The organism is Streptomyces sp. NBC_00461 (assembly GCF_036013935.1).
In the GTDB taxonomy this organism is placed as follows: domain Bacteria; phylum Actinomycetota; class Actinomycetes; order Streptomycetales; family Streptomycetaceae; genus Streptomyces.
This window is the reverse complement of record NZ_CP107902.1, coordinates 2,021,504-2,043,759: the sequence shown is the minus strand read 5'-3', so window position 1 is coordinate 2,043,759 and position 22,256 is coordinate 2,021,504. Positions and strand designations below refer to the sequence as shown.

The 22,256-nt window shown below is 71.7% G+C and carries 13 protein-coding genes; all 13 read left to right on the top strand.

Annotated features, from left to right (window positions below; translation table 11 throughout):
• Positions 1–27 precede the first annotated feature (27 nt).
• The 13 genes from OG870_RS09770 to OG870_RS09710 are packed head-to-tail and all read left to right on the top strand — an operon-like array spanning position 28 to position 22,226.
• Positions 28–1,980, top strand: coding sequence for an ATP-binding protein (locus OG870_RS09770; RefSeq protein ID WP_266588506.1), 1,953 nt, complete (start codon positions 28–30; stop codon positions 1,978–1,980).
• Positions 1,971–2,267, top strand: coding sequence for a hypothetical protein (locus OG870_RS09765; protein WP_266585816.1), 297 nt, complete (start codon positions 1,971–1,973; stop codon positions 2,265–2,267). The genes OG870_RS09770 and OG870_RS09765 overlap by 10 nt, the downstream gene beginning before the upstream one ends.
• The gene (locus OG870_RS09760; protein WP_327690814.1) at positions 2,264–8,941 is read left to right on the top strand and encodes an eCIS core domain-containing protein; all 6,678 of its coding nucleotides are present in this window, start codon (positions 2,264–2,266) and stop codon (positions 8,939–8,941) included. Before OG870_RS09765 ends, OG870_RS09760 begins: the two co-directional genes overlap by 4 nt.
• Positions 8,942–8,986: 45 nt before the next feature.
• On the top strand, positions 8,987–9,586 hold the full coding sequence (locus tag OG870_RS09755) for a hypothetical protein (protein WP_266585820.1): 600 nt from the start codon (positions 8,987–8,989) through the stop codon (positions 9,584–9,586).
• A complete protein-coding gene (locus tag OG870_RS09750; RefSeq protein ID WP_266585822.1) occupies positions 9,583–10,269 on the top strand; it encodes a hypothetical protein in 687 nt (228 codons plus the stop codon). The genes OG870_RS09755 and OG870_RS09750 overlap by 4 nt, the downstream gene beginning before the upstream one ends.
• A 10-nt stretch (positions 10,270–10,279) precedes the next feature.
• Positions 10,280–10,633: a hypothetical protein gene (locus OG870_RS09745; protein WP_266585824.1), complete on the top strand. Its 354-nt coding sequence runs from the start codon at positions 10,280–10,282 to the stop codon at positions 10,631–10,633.
• Positions 10,626–11,765 (top strand): hypothetical protein, encoded by a 1,140-nt coding sequence (locus OG870_RS09740; protein WP_266511283.1) that lies wholly within the window; start codon positions 10,626–10,628, stop codon positions 11,763–11,765. Before OG870_RS09745 ends, OG870_RS09740 begins: the two co-directional genes overlap by 8 nt.
• A 44-nt stretch (positions 11,766–11,809) precedes the next feature.
• The gene (locus OG870_RS09735; protein ID WP_266511280.1) at positions 11,810–12,349 is read left to right on the top strand and encodes a phage baseplate assembly protein V; all 540 of its coding nucleotides are present in this window, start codon (positions 11,810–11,812) and stop codon (positions 12,347–12,349) included.
• Positions 12,350–12,369: 20 nt separating this feature from the next.
• Positions 12,370–12,705, top strand: a complete 336-nt coding sequence (locus OG870_RS09730) for a hypothetical protein (RefSeq protein ID WP_266585826.1) — start codon at positions 12,370–12,372, stop codon at positions 12,703–12,705.
• Entirely contained in the window at positions 12,702–13,091 is a 390-nt protein-coding gene (locus OG870_RS09725; protein ID WP_266585828.1) for a GPW/gp25 family protein, read from the top strand. The genes OG870_RS09730 and OG870_RS09725 overlap by 4 nt, the downstream gene beginning before the upstream one ends.
• On the top strand, positions 13,088–16,201 hold the full coding sequence (locus tag OG870_RS09720; RefSeq protein ID WP_266585830.1) for a putative baseplate assembly protein: 3,114 nt from the start codon (positions 13,088–13,090) through the stop codon (positions 16,199–16,201). Before OG870_RS09725 ends, OG870_RS09720 begins: the two co-directional genes overlap by 4 nt.
• On the top strand, positions 16,198–20,064 hold the full coding sequence (locus OG870_RS09715; RefSeq protein ID WP_266585832.1) for a putative baseplate assembly protein: 3,867 nt from the start codon (positions 16,198–16,200) through the stop codon (positions 20,062–20,064). Before OG870_RS09720 ends, OG870_RS09715 begins: the two co-directional genes overlap by 4 nt.
• On the top strand, positions 20,064–22,226 hold the full coding sequence (locus OG870_RS09710; protein ID WP_266585833.1) for a hypothetical protein: 2,163 nt from the start codon (positions 20,064–20,066) through the stop codon (positions 22,224–22,226). Before OG870_RS09715 ends, OG870_RS09710 begins: the two co-directional genes overlap by 1 nt.
• Positions 22,227–22,256: the final 30 nt, after the last annotated feature.

The window sequence follows — 22,256 nt, the reverse complement described above, 5'->3', positions numbered from 1 at the left end:
ATGGAGACGACGGGGGCAGGTGAGGGCATGGACACGCACGAGCACGAGGCACGGACGACCGGGACGACGCTGACCGCGGAGATCCGGCGCGTCCTGGCCCGCGTCGACGCGCACGCGGCACGCGGCACGGAGAAGGCCGGCACCGCACCAGGGGCCGAACTCGCCCCCGTTCCCGGCCCCGGCACCGCCCCCCTCGACGCCCTCGTCTCCTGCTTCAGCTTCACGCCCTTCGAGCGGGACGTCCTGCTCCTCGCCGCCGCCCACGAGCTGGAGCCCACGGCCGCCGCCCGGTGTGCCGCAGCCTGCGGTGACCCCGAGCGGGCGTACCCCACCTTCTCGCTCGCGCTGGCCGCGCTCGCCGAGCCGCACTGGAGTGCGCTGACGCCCGTGGCGCCGCTGAGGCGCTGGCGGATCGTCGAACTGGACGACGAGTCACGGCTGACGGCCTCCCGACTGCGGCTCGACGAGCGCATCCTGCACTTCCTGCTGGGCTCGCCCTATCTGGACGCGCGACTGCACGGCCAGTTGCGCCGCACCCCGGTGCCCCAGGCACTCACGCCGTCCTACGACCTGGCGGCGACCCGGCTCGCCGAGGGCTGGACGACGGGAGCGGCGTCCGACGCCCCGCTCGTCGAGGTGACCGGCGGGGATCTGCGCAGCAGGGCCGACATCTCCGCCGCGGCGGCGGCCCGCTCCGGGCTCGGCCTCTACTCGATGAGCGCCGAGGACGTTCCGTCCGAGCCCGTCGAACGCGACCGGCTCGCCCGGCTGTGGCAGCGCGAGGCGATCCTGCTGCCCTCGGCGCTGCTCGTCGAGGTGGCCGAGCTGGACCGCGACCAGCGGGCGGCGACCGAGTCGTTCCTCGCCGGGGCGGCCGTACCCGTGGTGGTGTCGAGCGAGGACCCGCTGCGCTCGGAACGGTCGTACGGGGCCCGGGTGAGCGTGCCGCGTCTGGACGACGAGGAGCAGTTCGGGCTCTGGGGCGATTCGTTCCGGGACGTCGTCGAACTCGACGACGGCGAACTGCGGTCGCTGGTCGCCCAGTTCCAGCTGCCGCCGCACGTGGTGCGCTCCGCGGCCGCCGCAGTACGCCGCCGGCTGCCGCACGAGGACGAGCAGGATGCCGTCGAACTCGCCTGGCGGGCCGGACTCGACGAGGCACGGATCGGCATGGACGAGCTGGGGCGGCGGATCGCGCCGCAGGCCGGCTGGGGCGACCTGGTGCTGCACGAACGGCAGACGAGCGTGCTGCGGGAGATCGTGGCGCATGTACGGCAGCGGGCAACCGTCCACCAGGAATGGGGATTCGGTGCCACTCTGCGCCGAGGCCTCGGCGTCACCGCGATGTTCGCGGGCGGCTCCGGCACCGGAAAGACGCTGGCCGCCGAGGTCATGGCGAAGGAACTCGGCCTCGACCTGTTCGTCATCGACCTCTCGCAGGTCGTCAGCAAGTACATCGGCGAGACGGAGAAGAACCTCCGCCGGGTCTTCGACGCCGCCGAACGCGGCGGCGCGCTGCTCCTGTTCGACGAGGCCGACGCCCTGTTCGGCAAGCGCAGCGAGGTCAAGGACAGCCACGACCGGTACGCCAACCTGGAGGTCAGCTATCTACTGATGCGGATGGAGGCCTACCGGGGTCTCGCGATCCTCACCACCAACATGAAGAACGCCCTCGACACGGCCTTCCTGCGCCGCATCCGCTTCGTCGTCGACTTCCCCTTCCCGGCCGAACACGAACGCGCCGAGATCTGGCGGCGCGTGCTCCCGCCGCAGGCGCCGGTGAAGGACATCGACCCCGCGCTGCTCGCCCGGCTCACCGTCGCCGGCGGCTCGATCCGCAACATCGCCCTGTCCGGTGCCTTCCTCGCCGCGGAGGAGGGCGACCGGCTGCAGATGCGGCACATGCTCGCCGCCGCCCGCACCGAGTACCTGAAGCTGGAGCGCTCGCTGACGCCCACGGAGGTCCGCGGATGGGTGTGAACTCCGGGCCGGGGAAGGAGCCTTCGGCGATCCGCGTCGACATCGGCGAACTGGTCCTCGACGGCTTCCGGGCCGACCCGGACCGGGTGTCGGCCGCCTTCGAGGCCGAACTGACCCGTCTCGTACGGCTGCACGGTGTGCCGCTGGCCGAGCGGGGCGCCCTCGCCGTCGACGCGCTGTCCGGGCTGCCGCCCCTGCCGGCCGGCCTGTCCGCGCGCCGCCTCGGCCAGGAGCTGGCGCGTGCCGTGCACCAGGGCCTGAGCGGTCACGGGGAGGCGAGCCGGTGAGCTCCCGTACCCAGGACGGCCAGGCGGAGCAGACCGCCGAACAGCGCCGCCGCAAGCGCAAGGAACGCGCCGCCACGTCCCGTGCGCCCGAGCCGAAGAACATCGTCAGCGGTGCCGGGCAGCCTCTGGACCCGAATATCCGCAGGGAGTTGGAGGAACAGCTCGGCCACGACCTCGGCCGTGTACGGCTGCACACCGGCCGGGACGCCGGGCAGCTGACCGAGCTGCTCGGGGCGGACGCGGTCGCGGTCGGCCAGGACGTCTTCTTCCGGGAGGGCGCCTTCCGGCCCGGTACCGACGAGGGCCGCCGGCTGCTCACCCACGAGCTGCAGCACACGGTGCAGAACCCGCACGGCCTCGGCGCGCTGCGGGCCGGCCGCGAACTCGGCGCGGTGAGCCTGCCGCAGCAGGCGATCGAACGGGAGGCGGAAGAGGCCGCGCAGGCGGTCGTAGGGCCGGATTCCCTTCAGCCGTCGGAGGCTGCCCCGCAGGTCGAGGAGGGGCAGGACACCCCCGGCTGGCTGCGCTACGCCACCGTCGACGCCGACCGGATGCGCGCCGAGGCCGTCGACCCGGCGACCCTCGTGGACCGTCTCGCGGGCCATGTACAGCGCTCCCTGCGCGGCGACCCCACCGACGCGTCCGGGCGGGTTCGGCTCCAACTGGCGCGGATGTCGGAGGAGTTGGAGGGAGCGGTCGTCGAGCGCCTGGAGAACCGGCTGCTCACTCCCGAGTACGACCGGCTGCTGGAGATCGCGGACCAGGCCCGCCCCGGACCTGTCGAACTCCAGCCCGCCGAGACGCCGTTGCCCGAGATCGACCTCTTCGAAGAGCTAGGTGTCGAACGCACCCGGTGGCAGAAGAAGCAGGAGTCCGACCGTGGCTCCGCGGACCGGCGGGCGGACGACACCCGCGAGGAGCAGCGGGACGCCAGGGCGCGCGACGCCAAGAGCAGCAGCGATCGCAGCCGGGCCGGTGCGGACGCGGCCACCGAGGACCAGGACGCCGCCCGGCGCACCGAGCAGGAGGACACCCGAAACGCCTCCCGTCAGCAGGCCAAGGAGGAGCAGCAGCAGGACGACGAGCAGTCCGCCACCGACCGCGAGCGCACCGACCAGACCTCCGGCGAACGTGCCCAGGGGCAGCAGGAGGGCACCGAACAGGCCAAGGACGAGCGCAAGGAGCAGCGCGACCGCGAGGAGGCCGACCCGCGGCAGGCCAGTGCGCCCGGCGCCGACAAACGCAAGCGCCGGGACGACCAGACCCAGCCGGGCGCCGGGTCGAAGCGCGAGGAGCCGGACCCGAAGCAGAGGGCCCAGCCCGGCCCCGTACGGCCCGAAAAGGTCGACGAGCGGGCCGAGCAGCCCGACTCCGCGCTGTCCGAGCACGGGCTCAACGAGCAGGACGAGAACGGGGGCGCCGGCGGCGCCGAGGCCGAACCGCGCGAGGAGGAACGGCCGCTCGGCCTCGAAGCGGGCGCCGACCAGGACGTCGCGGGCGGCGAGGACGAGGCGCCGGTCCCCGGCGAGCAGGACGAGCCCGCGCTCAAGCCCGAGGACTACCTGCCCGAGGCCGACCTCGACCTGTCCGCCGTGCCCACCGCGGACCAGCTCGCACCGGGTGCCGCCCAGCCGTCCCTGCCCTCCTTCCCCACCCCGCCGCCGACGAAGGCCGAGAGGACCGAGCAGGAGCGGGAGAAGAACGAACGGGAGCAGGACGAGGACGAGGCCGGGCCCGAACCCAAGGCGCCCGGCCAGGACGAGGGACCGGTCTCGGGCGAGGCACCGCAGCCCGAGAACGGGCCTGTCGCCCAGTCCGGGGACCGCGCCACCAAGGACCTCCAGGAGACCGACAAGCCGCTCGACCAGGAGGTCGGTCCCGACCTCGCGACCCAGGACAAGGAGCGGCCCGAGCCGGAGAGCGAGAAGCCGGACCCGGAGCAGCAGCAGGAGAAGGAACAGACCAAGGACGCGGACGACGCCGGTTCTGACGGGACGGACGGCGACGACGAGCGGCCGGACGCCAAGGACGAGCAGGAAGAGAAGGACCGGCAGCGGGAGCGTACGGCTGCCGAGTCCCGTACGGCCCCTGCGGCTTCGGGCCCTGTGCCCTCGGTGGCGGCCCCCGTCGCGGCCGCCGTGTCCCGGCCGGCCGGTGCGCAGACACCGAGGACCCCGGTCGAGGACCGCGACCCCTCGCCGGCCGCCCGCCGCGGTGCCGAGCCGCCCCGCTCCGAACGCGAGGCACCGCAGGCCAAGAGCCAGGTGCCCAAGGAGACCGGGCCCGGTGCCGTGCCGCGCGGACCGGTCGGCGCCGCCGAGAGGACCGGACCCGCGGTCGCCGCGGGCCCGGGTGCCGCGCCGTCCGTCGCCCAGGCGGCGGTGAGCCCGGCCGCCGAGCAGACAGACGGGCCCGGACAGACCGCGCAGACGGACGCGCCCCGGCCCGAGGCTTCCCTGGAGAAGGACGGCGGTGGCTGCGCGCCACCCGCGCCCGCACCCGAGAAGGACGAGGGCGGGCAGGGCAGTTGCGGAGGCGGCGGTGGCGAGGCCGCGCCCGAGGAGAAGCAGCAGGAGCCGCCGGACGTCTCGGGGCAGGACCCCAAGGCCGCCGTACAGACCGTCAGCAAGCTGGCGCCCGACCAGGCGGCCGCCGCCATGCCCGGGGTCGACAAGGCCGCGGACAAGAAGATCGCCGACGAGCAGAAGCGGCTCGACGCGGCACCGCCGACGCGTGAACGTCCCTCCGGGGCGCCGCAGACACGGTCCGCGCCGCCTCAGGCCGCGCCCGCGGCCGCCCAGGTCACCGGCAAGGTGGAGCGGATCGGGCCGGAGGACCAGGCCGACAAGCAGAAGGCCAAGGGCGGCGACAAGGCGGAGGGCAGGCAGCCCGCCTCGGACGTGCCTCCGCCGCCGCCACCCGCCGTACCCGACAAGGGACTCAGCGAGGCCGAGGCGAAGAACGTCGAGGCGGCGGCCGACGCGGTCCCGACCACCGACCCCGCACTCGAGAACAGGACCGTCGGCCCGGCGCCGAAGATCCGGCTGGAGGGCCCCAGCGACCCGACCCGCACCGACGACCAGGCCAAGGCGCTCAAGGACAAGCAGTCCGATCTGCAGAGCACCGGCCGCGAGGACGCGGCCAAGCCGATGGGCGAGGACCAGGTCTTCCCCGACGCGCCCGCAGAACAGCTCACCGGCAAGGCCTCCGGCGGCTCCGGCGGCGGCAAGGGCGGCGAGCTCGCGGCCACGCCCGCGCCGAAGGCCGGCGTCGGCGCCGTGGCCAAGCAGGAGAAGGGCACCGAGATCACCGGTGCCGCCGGCAAGGCGCAGGGCGACCTAGGTGCCAGGGAGAAGGAGCAGCAGCAGAGCGAGCGGCAGGCCAAGCAGGACAAGCAGAACGAGATCGACCGCGAGGTCGAGCGCAACACCGCACAGCAGACCGCCGAACGCGGGCGGGTCGCCGAGGAGACGCACAAGCAGCGCGAGGACTGGCGCACCGAGCAGGACAAGAAGGTCGAGGACGCGGACAAGAAGTCCGAGGACGAGCACGGCAAGAAGAACAAGGAGATCGTCAAGGCGCGCGACGACAAGGACAAGGAAGTCGGCGAGCGCAAGGACAAGGACAACGCGCAGATCGACACCGAGCGCGAGAACGCCGAGAAGGAGGCCCGGAAGAAGAAGGAGGAGAAGAAGCCCTCCGGGGGCCTGTTCGGCTGGATCGCCGACAAGGTCGCCGACTTCTTCAAGGGCCTGCTCGCCGCCGTCACCGCGGTCTTCGACGCCGCCCGCAAGGCGGTCAACGGGATCATCGACACGTTCAAGGACTGGGCCAACCGTGCGATCGACTTCGTACGGGACCTGGCGGTCAAGGCGATCAACGCGCTGGCCGATGTCCTGATCGCCATCGGGGACACACTCCTGGCGGCCTTCCCGGAGTTGAGGGACAGGTTCCGCAAGGCGATCGAGGGCTTGCGGGACGCGGCGATAGCGACGGTCAACAAGCTGGCGGACGGCCTGAAAAAGGCGGTCAACACGCTGCTGGACGCACTGGCGGCGGGCCTGAACAAGTTGCTGGACGTCCTTGAAGCCGGCCTGAAGGCGGTGATCAAGGCCTACCAGGCGATCATCGTGGGCGCGATCAAGTTCGCGCAGGCGGCGATCGAGGCGCTGGGGAAGTTCGCGGCGCTGGTGGCGGACATCGCGCCGGACCCGGGCGGCTGGATCTCGAAGGCGGGCAGCGCGGCCAAGACGGGCATCACGGACCACCTCTGGGGCGCCATCAAGGTGGCGGTGAAGGGCTGGTTCGACACGAAGGTCGAGGGCATCCTCGGCCTCGGCAAGGCCGTCATCGACGTCCTGGTCAAGGGCTGCGTGTCGATCAAACAGATCGGCAAGATGGCCTGGGACGCGATCATCGCCTCCCTCCCGATGATGATCGCGACGCTGGTCATCGAGAAGGTCGTCTCGATGATCGTGCCGGCCGCCGGCGCGATCCTCACGATCATCCAGGGCCTGATGGCGGCGTGGTCGACCGTCAGCTCGATCCTGTCGGCGTTCGGCAAATTCTGGGCGTACCTGAAGGCGGTCAAGGCGGGCCCGGCGGCCTGCCTGTTCGCGGAGGCGGTCGCGGCCGGCGTCGTAGCCCTCCTCGACTTCATCACCAACTTCCTTCTGCAGAAGCTGGCTTCGGCGACCAAGGGCGTCGGCAAGCGGCTCAAGGGCATGGCGCAGAAGATCATGGACGGCCTGAAGAAGGTGGGGGGCGGGGCGAAGAAGGCGGCGGGGGCGGCGGTCAACTCCGCCCGGGGCGCCATGCGCAAGGCCCGCCAGGCCCTGGGCCGCCCGGGCACGGAACACCGCCCGAAGGGCCACACCTCACCGGACCCGAAGTCCCCGGTGAAGCCCAAGGATCACGCCACGCCGAAGGGGCCGGCGAAGAAGCCGGAGGGGGCGGAGGCGAAGCCGGGGGAGAGGGCGCCGGAGAAGGAGCGGGCACGGGAGCGGGAGCAGGGGCCGGGCAAGGACAAGACGCCCGGCGCCGCGCCGAAGAAGAAGGAGATCGAGGGCCCGAAGCCGGCCAGGCCGAAGAAGCCCAAGTCCCCGGTGGGCAAGGCCCTCTCGAAGGCCAAGGGCGCGGTCAAGTCCGCTCTGAAGAAGGTCGGCAACGCGGCGAAGACGCTGGGCCGGAAGCTGAAGAAGTCGAAACTCGGCAAGGCGCTCAAGAACGGCGCGTCGAAGGTGCGGAACTTCTTCAAGAAGAAGAAGGACCGGCTGCGGGACCACAAGAGGCGGCAGCACGAGCAGAAGAGGCGGGAACAGGACCGGCGCAAGAAGGACGAGAAGTCGAAGGAGTCCAAGGAGGCGCGGCTCCAGAAGATCGTGGCGCGCATCCGCCCGCAACTTCAGCGACTCCTTTCCAAGGGCGTGCGCCGTCCCATCCTCAGTGCCGCACTCGCGGGTCTGCGTATGTGGAACCGCCTGACCCAGCTGTCTGTTCAGGGCGGCCATCGCTTCAACATCCTGGCCGCTCTCAACCCCAGCCAGGTCGCCGTAGCCGGCGTCACGCTGGACCGCGACGAGTTGCTGAACTTCATCCGTAGGGTCGCGGATGAAGTCCAGACGTCCTCCTCCACCGCGGAGCGGGCAAGCGGTCTCGGATTCGACGAGGAGGGGAAGAAGCTCGACCTCGGACAGACGGCCCAGTCCAACAGCATCGCCGCCAAGCTCCGGGACAAGGTGATCGCCGACGGAAGCGCCATCAAGGTGAGTACGTCCGACGGTGCCACGGCTGGTCTCAAGCAGGGCTTCAACAGCCCACGGAACCAGCGGGTGTCTCAGCCGGGTGTGCCGGAGGGGGAGAGGCTTCCGCCCGACTACGAGAACATGTTCAAGGACATGCCGGAAGGCCAGCAGCAGGGTGTGGCGCAAGCCATGCTCGACGACCTTCGCGGGCAGAATTCGGGTGGCCGGACAGTGCCGCAGAGTCAGCGGGTGTTCTTGCACACCCTTGGTGCGGTCGAAGAGAACCGTTCGCAGAGCGACCTGGTCTACCGGGCTCTTGCCTATGATCTTGCGGCCACCGATCCGAGCAAGTTCACCGAGGACCAGAAGAAGTCCGGCATGACCACATTGCACGGAGTGGTGAACAAGCTTCCCTTGGCTCCGAAGGGAGCCCAGGGAGATGCCCGGCAGCTCAATATGAACTACGCGTTCAAGGAGTTGCAGAAGAAGGCGGCGAAGGGTAACCCCACGGCTGCGGCAAATATGCTGACAGCTTTGAGCAAGAAGGAGGGGCTGAAGCCTGACGAACTGCAGAAGATGACGCGTATCAGCAAGGCCAAGTACCTCACCGCACGGGGTGTATCCCCCAAGGAGCGAAAAGAGACACGTAGGGTCAAGAACGACAAGAACGCTTCGGACGAGGCGAGGGAGGAAGCACAGAGGAAGCTTGGCCAGTGGGACGACCAATATATGAAGCACGCCTGGGGGGAAGCCGCGACGCGCGGTGAACTCGAGCACTCCCGCAAGGGAAACGCCATGGCCGAGCGAGAGGTCAAGTTCCTTCAGGGATGGGCGGCGACACTCGATCTGGACTTCTCGACCGAGGGAGACCCCAAACAGGCTCTCTTCGAGATGATTCGAAGGAAAATCCACGCCATCTACAATGTCTGACCTGCATCAAATGGCCTTGCGTAAGCATGAAGAGGGAGTTTCACCTTGCCGGACCTCAATCGGACAAGTCGGCGGCTGATCCTACGAGATCATGTCGATGCTGCAGCCATTCGCGCCTTCACTGACAATGCGGGATGGACCTTCCTCGGCGACATCGACAGGGATCCGGATCGAGGTGTCTTCTACGAAGCCAAATGGGACACAGATACTGGCGGCTCGGTCCACTACATCGTGGACGAATTCGCCGATGTGCCCTACATGGTGGTCTCGAACGATGCCCCCGATGTCGCTGAAGAGACGCTGTCTCGGATTGAAGACGGTCTGGCGGTATGGACGTTGGACGAAATGCTCGACGACTGCTATGTCCACGTGTACCCGGCAGGGTGGGCGAAGTCGCTGCTGAGGCTCGGTGCCGGCGCCCCGGTGCACGCCGTTGATTCGGTGGTGTCACACGTCGTCTTCTCCTCGGAGCACGATGACGCGGCCGTACGTAGGGCGGCTATTTGGGCAATGGTCTACACGGCTTGGCCGGAGTTCGAAGAGCCATTGGTTCGCCTCGCGCGCACGGACTCGGACGCACAGGTCGCCCGCGAAGCGCAGTTGGCACTCGAGCAGTTGGCGGAGAGCGGAGTGATCGAGCCATGACCCGCTACGCAGACATCCCCAAACCCATCCGCTCCGGCATGGTCGTCGTCGACCCCGACCGCGGCACCCCCCAACGCGTCATCGTCCTGCAGTTCAACCCCGACACCCTGGAGCGCAGCATCGCGCCGCAGTCGGCCGGGGACAGTGGTGACGGTGGGAGTGGGGGGACCGGGAGCGGGGACCGGAACGAGGCGTTGCGGCTGAAGGGACCCGCCCAGGAGACCTGGAAGTTCACCGCGGAGATCGACGCGACCGACCAGTTGGAGATCGCGGCGCCCGACGGGATCCACCCGCAGCTCGCGACGCTCGAGATGCTCGTGCAGCCGACCACCGCCCAACTGCGCGCCGCGAGCAAGCTGTCGCAGAAGGGGACCATCGAGATCAGCCCGATCGAGATGCCGCTCACGCTGTTCACCTGGGGGAGCAAGCGGGTCATGCCCGTGCGGCTGACCGAGCTGTCCGTCAACGAGTCCGCCTTCGATGTGAACCTCAATCCGATACGGGCCTCGCTGAGCATCGGCATGAAGATCCTCACCGTCAGCGATCTGCCCGCCGGACACCGAGGTGCCGACCTCTACATGGCCCACCTCGCCCAGAAGGAGCGGCTGGCCGCCGCCGCGCGCGGCGGGAGTCTCGGGGCGCTCGGACTGCCGGGTGCCGATGTGCTGAGCGGAAGGGGCTGAGACCACAGTCATGGCCGACATCGAGTCCTACGAGAGTGCCCTCGGCGCGATACCGGGTGCCCACCCGTACCCCCGCACCAGCCGTTACCACGATGCCGAGATAGGGATCCACAGGCTCCCCGACGGCACGGAGGTGCGCTATGCCAAGCGCCGCCTGCTGCCCCCGCTCGACGCGCAGGAGACGCAGGAGCATGTCGTGGGCGCGGGGGAGCGGGCCGATCTGCTCGCCCAGCGGTTCTACGGCGACCCCGGCCAGTGGTGGCGCATCGCCGACGCCAACCCCGTAGTCGATCCAAGGGAGTTGACCGACGAGGCGGGTCGGATCGTCGAGATCCCCGAGCCCGGAGGGCACCGGCGTGTCTGAACAGCCCGTCGGGCAGGGTCCCGTCCACATCACGCTGCTCATGGGACCGAAGCTCGCCCGCCCCGTCCCGGCCGAGGTGACCGAGGCCCTGCTGTCCGCCCAGATCACCGCCACCGCCGGCGAACGCAGCGGGTTCCAGCTCGCCTTCGACCTCACCAAGACCGGGATCATCAACCAGCGGCTCCTGCCCGAGGGGTTCTTCGACCCGAAGACGCGGATCATCGTCACCGTCAGCGTCCGCGGTACGCCGGATGTCCTCTTCGACGGCCTGATCGTCCGGCAGGAAGTGGGTGCCAGCAACCAGCCCGGACACTCCACCCTCACCGTCACCGGCGAGGATCTGACCCTGCTGATGGATCTGGAGGAGCGGACCGCCCGGTACCCCAACCTCCCGCCTTCCGAACGGGTTCTGAGCATCCTGCGGCGCTACTCCGACTACGGCATCCGGCCCGACGTCTACGCCGAGAAGATCGCCCAGCCCCCGCACCAGGATCTTCGCGTTCACTACCAGACCGGTACCGATCTCCAGTACGTCACCGACCTCGCTCGCGCCAACGGCTACACCTTCTACCTCGACCCCGGTCCCAACCCCGGCCAGTCCTCGGCCCGTTGGGGACCCGAGGTCCGCCTCGGCATCCGCCAGCACGCCCTCAACGTCAACATGGACGCCAACACGACCGTGGACCAGCTGACGTTCTCGTACGACGGGACGGCGCGGGAAGAGCCGCAGGCCCGCTGGCAGGACCCGGGGACCCGTGTGTCCACGCTCCTGCCCCAGCCGCCGATCAGTCCCCTTCGGCCGCCCCTCGGGCGGCGCCCCACCCCCGCCCTCAAGCGCAGGACCCTCTCCGGCACCGCGAAGCAGCAGCGCGAGCAGGCCGAGGCCGAACTCCTCGCCCGTGCTGCCGTCTCCGCCGACGTCGTCTCGGGGTCGGGGTCACTCGACGTCAACCGGCACGGATACATCCTGCAGCCCCGCCAGCTGGTCGGCGTGCGCGGCTCCGGACGGGCGTACGACGGCGACTACTACGTCAAGTCCGTCACGCACAACCTGCGGCCGGGCTCCTTCCAGCAGAACTTCACCCTCTCCCGGGAGGGGCTGGAGGCCCGCAGCGACTACGTCCGGCCCTGAATACCGAAGCGCCTCAACGACCCACCCACCAGGAGCAGTTCAGCATGGCGGCAGCACCCAGCAATCGCTACCTCGGCAAGTTCCGCGGCCGTGTCGTGAACAACAACGACCCGCTGCGCATCGGCCGTATCACCGTCGAGGTACCCGACGTCCTCGGTGACGAGCCGTCCACCTGGGCGCTGCCCTGCCTGCCGTTCACCGGGCCCGAGGCGGGACAGTTCGTGGTACCGCCGCCGGGCGCCGGCGTGTGGGTGGAGTTCGAGCAGGGGGACCCCAGTTTCCCCGTGTGGACCGGGTGTTGGTACGGGGCCGCCGAGGAGCTGCCGCCCGACGCGCGCCGTGCGCTGCAGGCGGACTCGCCGAGCAAGCCGGTCGTGGTGCAGACACCGGGCGCCCACAAGATCGTCATGAACGACACCGCCGGTGCCGAGCAGGGGATCCTGCTCCAGGCGCAGGGCGGCGCATACATCCGCATCACCAAGGAGGCCGTGGTCATCGCGACCGGCGCAGGCGCCGAGATCGTGCTCCGCGGCAGAGAAGTAACCATCAACGAGGGCCAGTTGACCGTGCTCTCGAAGCGATAGAAGACGGGGGACGCACCAAGTTGTCCGGGAGTCTGCTCGACGCCGGCGCCGTGATCGGCTGCCCGCACGGCGGCCGGGTCACCGCCGCCACCACACCCTCCGGTGGCGTACGCATCGGGGGAGCCGCCGTCGCGACGGCCTCGCACGCGTACGTCGTCACCGGCTGCCCGCACACCGTCGGCGGTGTGCCCACGCCCTGCGTCTCGGTCCGCTGGACCGCGGGCGACAGCGGCGTCACGGTCGACGGCGCCCCCGTGCTGCTCGACATCTCCGCGGCCCAGTGCCTGACCGCGGCCTTCGTGCCGCAGGGGCCACCCGTCGTCCAGGCCGCACCGCGAAAGGTGACCGTCCGATGAGCCCACGCACCCACCCCGCGCGCACCGACATCGCGTTCCCCTTCCGCGCCGACCGCCGGGGGCGCACCGCACACGCAGCCCACGCCGCGCACGTCCACGACCTGATCGAGCAACTGCTGTTCACCAGCCCCGGGGAGCGCGTCATGCGCCCCGACTTCGGCTGCGGACTGCTCGATCTCGTCTTCGCCCCGAACAGCCCCGAACTCGTCAGCACGCTCGAACTCTCCGTGCAGGCCTCGCTGCAGCGCTGGCTCGGCGACCTCATCGACGTGATCGCCCTCGACGTGGTGAGCGACGAGAACGCCGTACGTGTCTATCTGTCGTACGTCCTTCGGGCCACCGGGACCCGGGCCGACGACGTCTTCGAGGGGAGGGCCGCCGCATGACCGCCGGCACCACCATGTCCCGCCGCGCCAAGGTAAGGGCCGCCCAGCTCAACGGAGTTGACGCGGTCGAGGTCGGTGACGACGGGCTGCTGCTCACCGTCACCTTCCTCGGCAAGGCCCCGCACGGCCTCGGCCCCGAGAACGTCCGCATCGACGGCGGCCGCCGCGTCACCGGCATCACCGCCGTCGACGTCAGTGTCGAGCGCGAGGAGGACCCGGAGCTCGACGACCGGCTCTACGTGACCCTCGACCGGGCCGGCGACACCTCGCGCTACGTGTTCGCCCTCGTCGAGACCGACCCGTACGGCCGGCCCGGCACCGAGCCCTTCCGCGGCTTCGACCAGCGTTACCACCGCGCCTCCTTCTCCTTCCGGCCCGACTGCCCGACCCCCTTCGACTGCAAGGAGGAAGAGCAGCACGAGCCGGACTTCCCGGACGCGCCCGTCGTCGACTACACCGCACGCGACTACGACACCATCCGCAAGCTGCTCCTGGACCGGCTCGCCCTCACCACCCCCGACTGGGTCGAACGCAACCCCGCCGACCTGGGCGTCACGCTCGTCGAACTGCTCGCGTACACCGGTGACCAGATCAGCTACCAGCAGGACGCGGTGGCCACCGAGGCCTACCTCGACACCGCGCGCCGCCGGGTCTCCGTGCGGCGGCACGTCCGGCTCATCGACTACGCGATGCACGACGGCTGCACGGCGCGCGCCTACGTCACCGTTCGGACCGCGGGCGACACCACGCTCGCCCCGGGCACCTTCCGCTTCGCCTCCGTCGACGTCCGCGCCCTCGACCCGCACGACCGGCCCGAACCGGGCACGGTCATCGACGAGAACGACCTCGGCGACCTGGACGAGCGCGGCTCGGTCGAGGTCTTCGAACCGGTCGTCGCCGCCGACCCGTTGGAGCTGAAGGCCGCGCACAACGCGATCCGCCTGTGGACCTGGGGCGGCGAGGTGTGCACCCTGCCCAAGGGCGCCACGTCCGCCACCCTGCGCGACGAGTGGGACGACCCGGAGACCTGCCGGGAGCGCCGGCTCGACCTGGAGCCGGGCGACCTGCTGGTCCTGGAGGAGGTGAAGGGCCCGCGCACCGGCACCCCCGGAGACCAGGACCCGAGCCACCGTCAGGCCGTACGCCTCACCTCCGTCACGCCCGCCGTCGACCGCATCGAGGACCAGCCGGTCCTGGAGGTCACCTGGGCCGCCGAGGACGCCCTGCGCTTCCCGCTCGGCCTCACCGCGCGCGGCGGCCGCGACTGCCTGCCCGTCGAGGACGTGACCGTGGCCCGCGGCAACGTCGTCCTCGTCGACCACGGCCGCACCCTCACCGGCCTTCCCGAAACGGCCACCGTGCCGCCCGAGCCGGCCGTCGTCGCCCCCTGCGACCCTCCCGCCTTCGGTTGCTACGACCGCCGGGAGGGCAACGCACCCGCCCGGCTCATCAACTCCCTCACGGACAAGGCGGAGAGCGCGGAAGCACTCGTACCCGACGACGTCCGTGAGCTGTTCGAGGTCGTCGGCGAGGCGGCGACCGTACGCGCCGGACTCGGCCTGGAGCGCGCCGGGCAGCGGCATGAGCGCGTCGTGCCCGGCACGGCGTACGCCCAGGCGGCCGCCCTGCGCACCCTGCTCGCACAGTCCGTCCACCCGGGCATCACACCCCGCTTCCGCCCCGTCCTCGGCCGATCCCCGGTCGTCCAGGCGGTGTCCTTCCCGGACGCGCAGGCCGTGGCCGCCGGGCAGGCCGAGCGGATCGCCGCGATTCCCGGCCGGGTGCGGCAGCGGCTCGTCGAGCTGTGGCGCAGCGCCCGCGACCGCGACGGCCTCGCCGACGAGGAGATCGGCGAACTCACCGTGATCTACGGCCTGAAGGTCGTCGAGCGCCTCGAACTCCGCACCCATCCCGTCCGCGCACTGCGTGAACTCCTGTACAAGAACGACGAGTTGCTCGACGGCAAGCTGCGCCGGGTGGACATCCTCGTGTCCAGGGCCCGCGCCGGAGCCGTCCTCGACGGGCACATCGCCTGGGAGATCGCCCACAGTTGGGGTCCGGTGTACGCGACCGGGCTGCACCCGGAGGAGCAGGTGCTGCGGGGTTCGGCGACCGCCGCACTCGGCCAGGACCCGCGCTGCGCGCTGCCCGCCGTACGCGTCGAGGACGCCGACCTGACCTGGCTGCCCCGCCGCGACCTGCTGCACAGCGGCCCCCGCGACCGGCACTTCGTCGGTGAGCTGGAGGACGACGGCCGGCTCGCCCTGCGCTTCGGCGACGGCCGGCACGGCGCCAGGCCGGCGCCGGGCAGCCGGCTCGCCCTGCACTACCGGCTCGGCGGCGGCATCGCGGGCAACGTCGGCGCGGAGGCCATCAACCACCTCGTCATCCAGAGCGACTGCGAGCGGCCACCGGCCGCAGTGGTCCGCAACCCGCTGCCCGCCACCGGCGGCGTCGAGCCCGAACCCGTCGAGCAGGCACGCCAGTTGGCCCCGCTCGACCTGCGCCGCACCCGACTGCGCGCGATCACGGCCGAGGACTACGCCGCCCTCGCCGCGCAACTGCCCGGCGTGCAGCGCGCCGCCGCCGAGATCCGCTGGACCGGCAGCGTCCAGGAGGCCCACGTCGCGATCGACGCCTACGGCAGCGCCCAGCCGTCGGCGGAGCTGCTCGCCCGGGTCGAGCAGGCCCTGGAGGCGTACCGGCGCATCGGCCACGACCTCGTGGTCGGCCCCGCCCGCGCGACACCGCTCGACATCGCGCTGAGCGTGTGCGCCGCGCCCGGCCACCAGCACGGGCAGATCCTGGCCGAGCTGTACCGCGTCCTCGGCAACGGCCGCCTCGGAGACGGGCGGCTCGGATTCTTCCACCCGGACGCGCTGACCTTCGGCGAACCCGTACGGCTCAGCCGTCTGGTCGCCGTCGCCGCCGCCGTACCGGGCGTGCGGAGCGTCGAAGTCACCAGGCTGCGGCGGCTGTTTGAGCAGGACCGAGGAGAGAGGGAGGACGGCGTGCTGCGGCTCGGCCCGCTGGAGATCGCCACCTGCGACAACGACCCCGACAGGCCGGAGAACGGCCTGCTGGCGATATCCCTGGGAGGTGCCCGATGAGCCACGTGTGCTCCTGCGCCGGCGCATGCGGCGGCCACGACGAGCGCCTCGCGCCCGCCCCGCCGCACAACCCGCCCGGCCGCACCGCCCTCGCGTACCGCGTCGGCGAGTACGGCTCCTTCCTCACCGCCCTGCTCGACCGGCTCGCCTCACCGGCGTATCCGGCACTCGGCGGGCTGACCGTCCGCACCCCCGACGATCCGGCGATCGGTCTCCTCGACGCCGCCGCGGTCCTCGGCGACCTGCTCACCTTCCACTCGGAGCGGATCGCGGACGAGGCCTACATCCGTACGGCCGACGAGCACCGGTCGCTGGTTCTGCTGGGCCGTCTCGTCGGCCACCGCCCACGGCCCGGCGTCGCGGCCGCCACCCATCTCGCGTACACCCTGGAGCGCGATCCGCGGGCGGAGACGCTGCCCGTCGTGATCCCGCGCGGCGCGCGCACCCACAGCGTGCCCGCCTCCGCCGACGAGGAGTCCGTGACCTTCGAGACCAGCCGGGACCTCACGGCCCGCTGGGACTGGAACGAGCTGACGGTGCGCAGGCGCCGGCCGTCCCTGGTGACCCCACAGGACCTGGAGCGCCGTTCCGAACTCTTCGTCGAGGGCACCACCAACTCGCTCCGGACCGGCGACCAGTTGCTCTTCGTCTTCGGCGAACAGGCGGGCGGGAAGAGGACGTTGCTGCCCGTCGGGAACGTCCGCATCGACCGGGACGACGACATCACGGCGATCACCCTGCCGCAGTCGGCGCCACCGACGGTGAAGGAACTGGTAGACGAGGTGCGGCGGTGGACCGCGGAGCCCGCGGCGCCGGGCGAGCCGGGTGACGAGCCGCCGACCCCTCAGGTCCCGAACCCGCGGCCGGTGAGCCGGCTGATCGAGGACTTCGAGGACCAGGTGCTCGCGCCGCTGCGGGCCGCCCTGGACGGGGCGAGGACCCCGGAGCAGCTCGCGTCCTGCCTCGCGGAGCCCGTCGCACGCCTCGGCGAGGCGCAGGTGCTGGCCGAGCCGTGGGAGGACGTGGCGGCCTGGTTCGAGCAGCTGCAGGCCGTTCTCGCCGAACTGGCCGAGCGCACACTGGAGTTGGCGCCTGCGCAGAGCTCCGACGAGAGTGCCGCGGCGGGCGGTCCGTTGTCCGCTGCGCCGTTGGGGCTCGTCGCGCCCACGCGGCCCAGCCGCACATCGAAACGGCCCGCGCCCCTTGAGGGGGATGCGCGTACCGCTGCTTTCCAGGCCCTGGCCGCCGTCCTTCCCGCCTTGCGTGCCCGGCCTCCCGTGCCCTCCGCCGCCACCGGCGCCCAGCTTCCCGGCACGGACACGGTCCGTCTGCTCGCGGCCCTCAACCCCGGCCTCGGCGCCCTCTATCCCGCCTGGCGCAAGGCGGCCGCCCCCACCACCGCGCCGCTGCTGCGCGCGCTGCTCGCCATGCGGGTCACCGCCGCCCCCTTCGGCGCCACCGCCCCGCTCAAGCCCGTCCAGGACGACAAGGGCCGGGTCATCCGCAGCGCGGACTGGCCGCTCACCGGAGCCGTGCTGACCGGTATGCGAGTCGTCTACGACACCGCGGGCAAGGCGCCGGTCCGGGCGGAGTTCCAGTACGTGGAGGGGAACAGCTCCGACCAGCGGGCCGTGACCCTGCCCCTCACCCAGCAGGTCAGCTTCGCTCTCGGACCCGGTCAGGTCGACCTGTCGACCCGCACCGCCCAGGACCACGACCTCAGCTGGCTCACCCTCCCGCACTCCCGGACGGCCTCCGGCGGGGGGACCGCCGTCCCGGCCGGCGCCCAGGAGCCGGGCGTCACCGTCCGCCTCCGCGACGGCCTGCCCGAGCGCACCCTGTTCGTGTCCCGTCCCGACGACGACGGCCTGATCCACGTCGGCATCAACAACGGCACGGCACACCAGATCTCCCTGCGGCCGGGCGCCACCGAGCAGTTCACCCACGGCGAGTACGAGGTGAGCCTGCGCTACACGGTGGGCAGCACCGAGCCCAACGTCGAGGTCGTCATCGCCAGCAAGCCCGCGCCCCTCAACCGCCGTGTGCTGCAACTCGACAGCGTGCACACCGGCATCACGGTCGGCAGCTGGGTCGCGATCCAGCGCCCCGCCAAGGGCGCCCAGGGCGGCATCCCCGGCGACCCCGGGCTCGCGTTCGTCACCACCCAGGTCGTGTCGGCGCGCACGGCGGCGTACACCAACTACGGCATCACCGGCCGCGGCACCGAACTCACCCTCGCCGACCCCTGGCTGGACGAGTTCGACGTACTGCTGTCGCACATCCGCGACACCACCGTGTACGCGGCCGGCGAGCCGCTGCGCCTGGCCGACGAACCGCTCGGCGAGGACGTGCACGGCAACGAGATCGAACTCGCCGAGCTGTACGACGGGTTGGGCGCGGGCCGACTCCTCGTCGTCACCGGCGAGCGCAGCGACATCCCCGGCACGACCGGCGTCCCGGCCACCGAGGTCGTCACGATCGCCGCCGCCGACGCGACCGTGGACCCGCAGCTGCCCGGCGACCGCGTCCACACCAGCCTGACCCTGACCACCGGTCTAGCCCACCGCTACCGGCGCGAGACGGTCCGCATCCTGGGCAACGTCGTCGAGGCCACCCACGGCGAGAGCCGGCAGGAGGCCATCGGCAGCGGCGACTCGGACCGCACGAACCAGACCTTCGCGCTCTGGCAGTCCCCGCTGACCTGGCTCGCCGACGACAACCCCCTCGGCGCCACACCCGTGCTGGAGATCCGCGTCGACGGCGTGCTCTGGCACGAGGTCGACAGCCTCGCGGGACGCGGCCCGCGCGAACGCGTCTACATCTCCGGCACCGCCTCCGACGGCCGCACGACGGTCACCTTCGGCGACGGCGTGCACGGCGCCCGCCTGCCCACCGGTCACGAGAACGTCCACGCCCGTTACCGCTTCGGCACCGGCAAGGCCGCCAACGTGCCCGCCGACCGTCTCACCCAGCCCCTCACCCGCCCGCTCGGCGTCACCGCCGTCACCAACCCCCGCCCGGCGAGGGGCGGCTCCGACGCGGACGGTCCGGGCCTGACCCGCCGTACGATCCCGCTGGCCGTCTCGGCCCTCGACCGGCTCGTCTCACCGGCCGACTACGAGGACTTCGCCCGCTCCCGGGCCGGCATCGGCCGGGCCGACGCCCGCGAACTCTTCGACGGACGCCGGCGCGTGCTGCACGTGACGGTCGCCGGCACCGACGACGTCCCCCTCGACGGGGACGGTCGGGAATCAGACACCCTGCGGGCCCTGCGCGGCGCGCTCACCGAGTACGGCGACGGCAGCCTCACCGTCCGCGTGGACGTGCGGGAACCCGTCCTGCTGCTGGTCGCCGCCCGGGTGAAGGTCGCACCCGACCACGCCTGGGAGTTCGTCGAGCCGAGGCTGCGACAGGCTCTGCTCGCCCGACTCGGCTACGAGGGAAGGGAGTTGGGGCAGCCCGCCCGCCTCTCCGACCTCCTCGCCGCGGCGCACACCGTGCCCGGGGTCGACTACGTCGACGTCGACGTCTTCACCGGCGTACCCGCCTCCGCCACCGCGGAGGAACTCGCCGCCCTGCTCACCGATCCCGGCGCCCCGAAGGCCTCGGTACCGGCCCGCCGGGCGACGTACGACGAGAAGATCCACACCGTCCGGGCCGCGAACGGCGAGACGCTGTCGGAGATCTGCGCGAGCCAGGGCATCCCGCTCGCCGAACTCCTGCGCCTCAACCCCGACATCACCGACACCCGGCGCCTGGCGAAGGGCCGTTCGGTGTTCGTCTTCCGCGGCATCCGGCCCGCCCAGCTGGCCCTGCTGTCCCCGCGGGCCGCGGACACCCTCATTCTCACGGAGGTCAAGTGATGTCTGCGCACCCTGCGGATGTCCGGTTGGACACCGAAACCCCGGCGACGTCCCGGGAACCCGACGGCCTCGCCGCGCTGCTGCCCCGCTGGCACCTCCTGCGCGACGCCGAGGAGGGCGAGCCGCTGCGCGCGCTGCTCGCCGTCATCGCCGAGCAGCTCGACCGCGTCCGCGACGGCGTCGAGCAGGGGTATGAGGACCTGTTCGTGGAGACGGCGGCGCCGTGGGTGCTGCCCTACCTCGGCGACCTGGTCGGCTACCGCACGCTCCCCGGCTACGAGCGCGTCCTGACCACCGGCCTGCACGAGGGCGGACGCGCCGCCCTCGCGGAGGCGATCGCGCCACGCGCGGACGTGGCGGCGACGGTCGCGAGCCGCCGCCGCAAGGGCACGCTGCACCTCCTGGAGGAGATCTCCGAGCAGGTCGCCGGCTATCCCGCGCGGGCCGTCGAGCTGTCCCGGCTGGTCGGCCACACCCAGCCGGTGAAGCTGTACCGGGACACCGGCAGGGGCCGCCTCGTCGACCTCCGTGACGGCTCGGCTCTCGCGCTCGCGGGCGGCCCCTTCGACACCACGGCCCGCACGGTCGACGTCCGCCGCGCCGGCTCCGGCCGGAGGCAGGGCGGCCGGACCCCCGCCGGAGTCGCCCTCTTCGTCTGGCGGCTCAAGGCGTACCCGCTGACGTCCTCACCGGCGTACTGCATCGACCGGGCCCGCAACCTCTACACGTTCTCGATCCTCGGCAACGACAGCCCCCTGGTCACCAAACCGGTCCCGGAGCCGTCGCCCACCCACATCGCCACCGTCGACAACGTCCCGGCCCTCATCACTCGCCGCCTGCTCCACGACCGGCTCCTCGACTACTACGGCCCCGGCAAGAGCTTCGTCATCCGGCGCGACGGCGAGGACAGGCCCGTACCGCCGTCCGACATCGTGGTCGCCGACCTGTCCGACTGGCGCTACCGGCCGGGGCGCGGTCAGGTCGCCGTCGACCCCGAGCTGGGGCGGATCGCGTTCGGCGCCCGGTCGGCTCCCCGGCAGGGCGTGTGGGTGGACCACCACTACGCGTTCGGCGCGGACATGGGCGGCGGCGAGTACGAGCGCCCCGACCGCGTGGACCGGCCCGACGCCGCCTTCTACCGGGTCGGCCCCGGTCAGCCCCACCGCCAGATCATGGACGCCTACCGGGCCTGGCAGCACGACCGCCGGGCCGGCCGCACGGGCCCCGACGGCATCATCGAGATCACCCACAGCGGCGCCTACCAGGAGCAGCTGGACTTCGACCTCGACCCCGGCGACCGCCTGGAACTGCGCGCGGCCGAGGGCACCCGCCCGGTGATCCGCCTGCTCGACTGGTACAGCAACCGCCCCGACGCCCTCAACATCCGTGCCGTGCACGACGACTGCGCCCCGCACGAGCGGCCCCGCATCGTCCTCGACGGGCTGCTGGTCGCCGGACGCGGCATCAACGTCACCGGACCGATGGGCGCCGTCGTCGTACGGCACACCACCCTCGTACCCGGCTGGTCCCTGGAACCGGAGGGCGAGCCGCACTCGCCCGACGAACCCAGCATCGTCCTGGACCGCACCACCGCCTGCCTCCAGGTCGAGCACAGCATCCTCGGCACCATCGAGGTCATCGGCGACGAGGTGAGCGAGGACCCCCTCGACATCCACCTGCGCGACAGCGTCCTGGACGCCACCGGCCACGACCGCGAGGCCCTGTCCGCCCCGGACTGCCGCCACGCCCACGCAGTGCTCCACGTGCACCGCACGACCGTCATCGGCGAGATCCACACGCACGCCGTGGAGATCGCCGAGAACTCGGTCTTCACAGGGAAACTGCACGTGGCCCGGCGTGGCATCGGCTGCCTGCGGTACTCGTACGTCCCCGCCGGCTCGCGCACGCCACGACGGCACCGCTGCCAGCCCGATCTCACGCCTGGCGTACGGCCGTTGTTCGCCGCCGTGCGCTACGGGACGCCCTGGTACGGGCAGTTGGCCGACGGTTGCCCCGAAGTGATCCGGCGCGGCGCGGACGACGGCGCCGAGACGGGCGCCTTCCACGACCTCTACCGGCCGCAGCGCGAGGACGGTCTGCGGGCGCGGCTCGCCGAGTACACGCCCGCGGGCGCCGACGCCGGGATCTTCTTCGTGACGTGAGCCGCATCCACCGACTTCGCGTACCCGCAC

What these genes read in the sequence shown, in the direction of transcription:
- OG870_RS09770 (WP_266588506.1), top strand. Translation starts at nt 28, where the DNA reads ATGGACACGCACGAGCACGAGGCACGGACGACCGGGACGACGCTGACC.
- OG870_RS09765 (WP_266585816.1), top strand. Translation starts at nt 1,971, where the DNA reads ATGGGTGTGAACTCCGGGCCGGGGAAGGAGCCTTCGGCGATCCGCGTC.
- OG870_RS09750 (WP_266585822.1), top strand. Translation starts at nt 9,583, where the DNA reads ATGACCCGCTACGCAGACATCCCCAAACCCATCCGCTCCGGCATGGTC.
- OG870_RS09745 (WP_266585824.1), top strand. Translation starts at nt 10,280, where the DNA reads ATGGCCGACATCGAGTCCTACGAGAGTGCCCTCGGCGCGATACCGGGT.
- OG870_RS09735 (WP_266511280.1), top strand. Translation starts at nt 11,810, where the DNA reads ATGGCGGCAGCACCCAGCAATCGCTACCTCGGCAAGTTCCGCGGCCGT.
- OG870_RS09725 (WP_266585828.1), top strand. Translation starts at nt 12,702, where the DNA reads ATGAGCCCACGCACCCACCCCGCGCGCACCGACATCGCGTTCCCCTTC.
- OG870_RS09720 (WP_266585830.1), top strand. Translation starts at nt 13,088, where the DNA reads ATGACCGCCGGCACCACCATGTCCCGCCGCGCCAAGGTAAGGGCCGCC.
- OG870_RS09715 (WP_266585832.1), top strand. Translation starts at nt 16,198, where the DNA reads ATGAGCCACGTGTGCTCCTGCGCCGGCGCATGCGGCGGCCACGACGAG.
- OG870_RS09710 (WP_266585833.1), top strand. Translation starts at nt 20,064, where the DNA reads ATGTCTGCGCACCCTGCGGATGTCCGGTTGGACACCGAAACCCCGGCG.